The sequence below is a fragment of the Pseudomonas borbori genome (genome assembly GCF_900115555.1).
In the GTDB taxonomy this organism is placed as follows: domain Bacteria; phylum Pseudomonadota; class Gammaproteobacteria; order Pseudomonadales; family Pseudomonadaceae; genus Aquipseudomonas; species Aquipseudomonas borbori.
Genome location: NZ_FOWX01000074.1, coordinates 1 through 4,995 on the forward strand (window position 1 = coordinate 1; position 4,995 = coordinate 4,995).

General features: G+C 53.0%; 5 protein-coding genes. 3 read left to right on the plus strand and 2 right to left on the minus strand.

Annotated features, from left to right (window positions below; genetic code table 11):
* Positions 1 to 324: 324 nt before the first annotated feature.
* Positions 325 to 1,095: an ATP-binding domain-containing protein gene (locus BM315_RS23820; protein ID WP_090506130.1), complete on the minus strand. Its 771-nt coding sequence runs from the start codon at positions 1,093 to 1,095 to the stop codon at positions 325 to 327.
* Positions 1,096 to 1,432: 337 nt separating this feature from the next.
* Between BM315_RS23820 and BM315_RS23825 the strand changes: the two genes are divergently transcribed.
* Positions 1,433 to 2,203: a DUF429 domain-containing protein gene (locus tag BM315_RS23825; protein ID WP_090506132.1), complete on the plus strand. Its 771-nt coding sequence runs from the start codon at positions 1,433 to 1,435 to the stop codon at positions 2,201 to 2,203.
* The gene (locus BM315_RS23830) at positions 2,203 to 3,411 is read left to right on the plus strand and encodes a hypothetical protein (RefSeq protein ID WP_090506134.1); all 1,209 of its coding nucleotides are present in this window, start codon (positions 2,203 to 2,205) and stop codon (positions 3,409 to 3,411) included. Before BM315_RS23825 ends, BM315_RS23830 begins: the two co-directional genes overlap by 1 nt.
* A 662-nt stretch (positions 3,412 to 4,073) precedes the next feature.
* Here BM315_RS23830 and BM315_RS23840 read toward each other — a convergent pair.
* The gene (locus tag BM315_RS23840) at positions 4,074 to 4,643 is read right to left on the minus strand and encodes a hypothetical protein (RefSeq protein ID WP_170862313.1); all 570 of its coding nucleotides are present in this window, start codon (positions 4,641 to 4,643) and stop codon (positions 4,074 to 4,076) included.
* Positions 4,644 to 4,707: 64 nt separating this feature from the next.
* Between BM315_RS23840 and BM315_RS23850 the strand changes: the two genes are divergently transcribed.
* Positions 4,708 to 4,995, plus strand: a 288-nt coding sequence (locus tag BM315_RS23850; protein WP_141124009.1) for a transposase, incomplete at its 3' end; no start/stop codon positions are given.

The window sequence follows — 4,995 nt, forward strand, 5'->3', positions numbered from 1 at the left end:
AAGTCAGCCGAGGCCGTAGTAGTTGCTCGAAACCGGAGTGACGAAGGGCTGAACCTGCCATGAGTGGACAGTCGGGTGTGATCTCTGTTGGATCGTAAAGCAGAAACTCCGCGTAGCGGGGGTCGAGACCATCAGGAGGTAGGAGCCGGAAGCTTCGAGGGCCGGTCTGGGCGCTTAGATACCGCAGGCGACACATCAACGGAACCAAGCTCGCTGACGCTGTTGGTCAGTAGGCAGGAACCGCCGTATACGGAACCGTATGTACGGTGGTGTGAGAGGACGGCGGGGGCAACCCCGCCTCCTACTCGATTCTGAACTTGCCATTCAAAGTGACACTTCAGGGTGTGCCGTGCTAAGTAAACTGGAGCATTGTAGGGCATCTAGTCCTGTGCTTGTTGAGTTACGTTGGGGGTGAAAGGTTTCTGTCAGAGTGAGGGTTTTTAGTCGTTCCCGTAAACGTAGAAGCAACAGTTTTAGCATTATAAGAGGGCTCGTTTTGAGCTCCCTGACTTGTCGGACACGGGGCAGATTTGCAATTTGCTCAGAGGCTGTGCTGGAAATACACTTAATCTCTTCGGGGTATGAAAAATGAATCCCGGCCTTTTCCAGCAATTCCTTAGTTGCTGGCTGAGGTGTGCGAATTGCTGCTTCATGTTTGCCGACATATGTATGGAGCGTTCGTTGCTTCGTTCCTATATCAGCATCGAGTGCTGTCATTTTTGATTTAAAAGCGCTCGTTCGATTCGCGAAATCGGCTTCGCATTCAGAGGCCAGGTAAAACGGACAGGCAGCCTTGGATCGCGTAAATGCGACGTAAGCGGAGCGCCGGTCAGTTGTCTCGCTTGCGAGATAGAACGCATGCTCGACAGTCAGTCCCTGTGACTTATGGACTGTCATGGCGTAAGCATGATCCAACTTGTCATAGTCACTGAGACGCCAGCAGATTTCGGTGCCTGAGCGATCCAGGCGGGCACGCACAACTGTTTCAATCTCTATGCCATCAGTCCCGGACGCGTGATCTTCGATACTGATGACCGTCGCCCGGTCGCCGTTGAAAACTGGCGTCTGATCAACCTTTGCGTTTTTACGCAACATGATCCGGTCACCAGGGCAAAGCTCAAGTTGCCGTGAATAGCCTCGATCATTGCTCACTAGGACAACTTTTTCGGCTGTTTTGTCCAACTCCCCATCAGCAATCCGAATTTCCCTAACCCGCTGATTTAGCTGGTTTACATGACTATTTCGATCAGCCAGTAAGAGGATTTCTCTCCAATCTGCATTTATCGCCTGCTCTGTATTTTACGAGGCGGATCGTTTGGAGCAGATCCTGCTGGGGTTGGTTGGTAGTGACTGAAGCATTTAGTCAGATGGGGCAAGTGATGCAGTTGAAGAGCTTGGAAGTTTATGTGCACCAGCAAGCGAGGGGGAAAGCATGACGACTACTGCATGCTCCGAGCTTTTCATTGGCTGGGACGTAGGTGCCTGGAACTGCGACAAGAACCCCTCCAGTCGCGATGCCTTGGTCGTACTCGATAGCCAGCGCAAACTCATGGGTGAGCCATGGCGCGGCAGCCTGCGCCGCGTGATCAATCAGTCTGTAGGTACAGATGACTTCCTTCTTCGAATCCTCAGTCTTTGCGAAGTTGAAGATCATGACCGATCCGCACCAGTTGTTTTGGCCATCGATACCCCGTTGGGTTTTTCTCAGGGATTCGTTGATCTGCTAGTAAACGGCAATGCGGCTGATTCGATTGATCGGTCATCTGAAAACCCATACCTCTTTCGCCGAACTGAGCGCCTTCTTTTTGAGCGTGGACTCAGTCCGCTATCAGCGTTGAAGGACATGATTGGTAGCCAGGCAACTAAGGGCATGCATGTGCTGGCTCGCTTCGCTCCTCAAGTTGAGGACTGCGGGATATGGACGGACAGTGTGCGGCTGCGTGCTATTGAGGCATATCCCAGTGCCTGCAAGCGTTCAGCCACCATGGCTGAATTGCACCAAGAATTCGGTATCAGGGGACAAGCCGGTGGTGAGCTGCCAGAGGGTTTCCAGCATGGCGATCAGCTCGACGCATTGACCTGTGCCTTGATCGCCTGGCTATTTCACTTTCAGCCGGAAAAGCTTCTCCAGCCGGATCTGAATGTGCCCATAAAGGAAGGCTGGATCTTCGCTCCAGTCGATGGCTTGGGCGGCCCGACTTAATGAATGCAAAAACTTCGAGTCATGAAGACAGCGTCCTGCTCAGCCAGGATGAAATATCAGAATACCTGGCAGCATTTGGGGGCAAGGAGGTTTACCTCCGTGAGGCTGTGCTGTTGCTTCCAGTGGAGAAGGTGTACGCCTTATTGGATATCAATCTCCGCTCGCTGTGGGAGGCAAGCAGGGAGATTCGCGGAGGGCTCCCAACGAGCAAAACTGCGCTGAAGTACCTTTTGAAATCTGAATCAGATGTTTCCATCAAGGCGCAACAGAAGTTCATCCGAGCTGTACCTATGTCTCGGCAGTCAACAGAGCTCTCCATAGCTCAAATGGAAAATGGTTTTACAGTTCCCACAGTCACATGCTGGCTTGGGTTGCTTGAGCTGTCTCGACTTAATCCTGTGGCAATGGACTACTGGAAGGACAAGCTCTACACGCTCTCGGAGCTTAGCGGGCAAGTGATTCGCTCATTGCCTGATAAGCGTGATCGTTTTTTTGCCTACACCTCATCAGGGGTGGTCGCACTGCTCGGATGCCCTGCAAGCCGTCGGTCGATGCTTGACCTGATTAACGACCTCAGCGAAGACGAGCTTGTTCAGAGCAGGGCACTTGCTCAGCTGATGTCTGCCGATAGTCTGGCGACACTGCTCAGGCTGGCCGCATGGTTTATGGCAGATTCGCAGGTAGCTAACTGGGAGTTCGAAGTAGAGGAAGGGACACAGAATGTCATCCGTGCAACCTGGGTAATACCGAAGTGGTGCGCATCAACCCAGTCATGGTCAAACCCCATGCAGGCAGCACTCGAAAAGCTCGCGTCCCTTGCAGGTTTAACCAAGAAAAGGCCTGGGCCTGTCACTTACCTCGGAAAGCTCTGGGCTGCACACGATGGCATGGAGCCGGAGTCACGAATTCGTTTGCTGCGGAACTGGGTTCAGCTCAAAGGCGGGCGTCCGTCTTTCCAAATGCTTCTGGATCTAATCAGGGTTAGTTACGACCTGCACATTAAGGAAAGGGGGGAGCTTCCACTTGATGCAACAGCGGGGTACTGGGAAGGTGCCTGCATTTTTCGCTTTGCCGAGACCATGTCCATAGTCATTCGAGATTTGCAGCACGCGGGTTGGCCGACAGAGCTGCTGATCTCGCTCATGGATGTGTATGACACAGAGTACCGAACGGCGCGCCACTTGCTGGGCAAGCCCATTGAAAACTGAAGGCGCCACACAGGCGCCTTCAGTTCGGATGATCAAATTCGATCATCCCAGTCCTCAGGACGCTCATCGTACCCACGCGACTCCCAGTAGGCGTCACTGTTCGGGTTCAACTGGTTGGCGTGGTTGTCTTGATCACTTTTCTGGCTCATGGCCGTCTCCTTCAGATGATGCCCGCAGGAATTTGCGTGCGGGGTCAGTATCGGAAACAGCCAGGCCTCAAAATAGGGAATTGAAATGGAAACTTTCAGGTAGCGCAGTCTATTGCGGATTCCACGCCATCCGGCCACCCATTCCAGGCTTAACCGGGGTGAGCTGAAAAGTCGAATGCTCGAAGTCTCATTGGTGTGCGGGAGCGTGCGAGCAATTACGCACGCCCCAGCCCCTTAGGCGTTAGTCCCGTATGTACCCGCTGACATAGTGGTCATGGCAATCGTCGCAAACGAACCCTGACTCAACCTCATGAGTCGCCGGCTCACCGCAGTCGCAGGTTGCGCGGGAGATTCGGTGCGAACTTTGACAGTCAGGGCAGCGCGGACGTTGCTGGTTCAGCTCATCGTCGACTGACTCGAAATCAGCCTCGGACGTGGTGCACCCGCAATCCAGGCACTCAAATTCTTCCTGCTCTTCGTCAGAGCTGTTGTTATCCCACACTTGAACGCCGCTCATGACCGCACTCCTTTGAGAAAACCAGCGATGCGAATTTCAGGATGTGGATCAGGATTGAGCTCGCTGAAATGCTCCCTCAGGATCGAGTCGAATCCGTTTTCACGGAGGGTTTCGATGATTACGAAGCTAAGTGGAGCTAAACCACGATTCGTCTGCATCATCTGGTGAGAGGCATTGCCAAGCACTTCACGAACAATTCTCTTCGAGTAGTCGTCACCGCCGTCAATAGACAGAAGTGCACATTGCACTGCCCCATAGTAGTCATTCTTGAAATTCAGGAACTCAGCGAGTACGCGCATGGCTTCAGGCTGCTTATTTCCATATGCCATCAGCAGGTATTCAACACACTCAGTCTTGTAGCCACCCGCGCTGGATGCAAGGAACACACCTGCGAGGTACTGGGAGTAGACATGGCCTTGTTTCGCGAGAGACTTGTATTCCTTGATCGAGCTTTCAGGTGTCCACACAGGATGGTGCAGGAAAATTTCCTTATCCTTGTGGTACTCATCATTCATCAAGTCGTGATCAAGGTTTTCCGCAAAGGCGGCTTTGAACCGTGCGATCACTGTAGTGGTCTACTGATTCCGGACACCCATTTAGGCGAGAATGCTCGCCAGATCGAGGTGTCAGATGACCAAACAACGCCGTTCCTTTTCTGCTGAATTCAAACGCGAGGCTGCCGATCTCGTGCTCAAGCAAGATTACAGCTACATCGAAGCCAGCCGTTCACTCGGCATTGGTGAGTCAGCACTACGCCGCTGGGTCAGCCAGGTGCAGCAGGAGTGCCAAGGCGTTACCCCGCAGAGCAAAGCGCTGACACCGGAACAGCAGAAAATCCAGGAGTTGGAAGCCCGGATTACCCGCCTTGAACGGGAAAAATCGATATTAAAAAAGGCTACCGCGCTCTTGATGTCGGAA

What these genes read in the sequence shown, in the direction of transcription:
- BM315_RS23820 (WP_090506130.1), bottom strand. Translation starts at nt 1,095, where the DNA reads ATGTTGCGTAAAAACGCAAAGGTTGATCAGACGCCAGTTTTCAACGGC.
- BM315_RS23825 (WP_090506132.1), top strand. Translation starts at nt 1,433, where the DNA reads ATGACGACTACTGCATGCTCCGAGCTTTTCATTGGCTGGGACGTAGGT.
- BM315_RS23830 (WP_090506134.1), top strand. Translation starts at nt 2,203, where the DNA reads ATGAATGCAAAAACTTCGAGTCATGAAGACAGCGTCCTGCTCAGCCAG.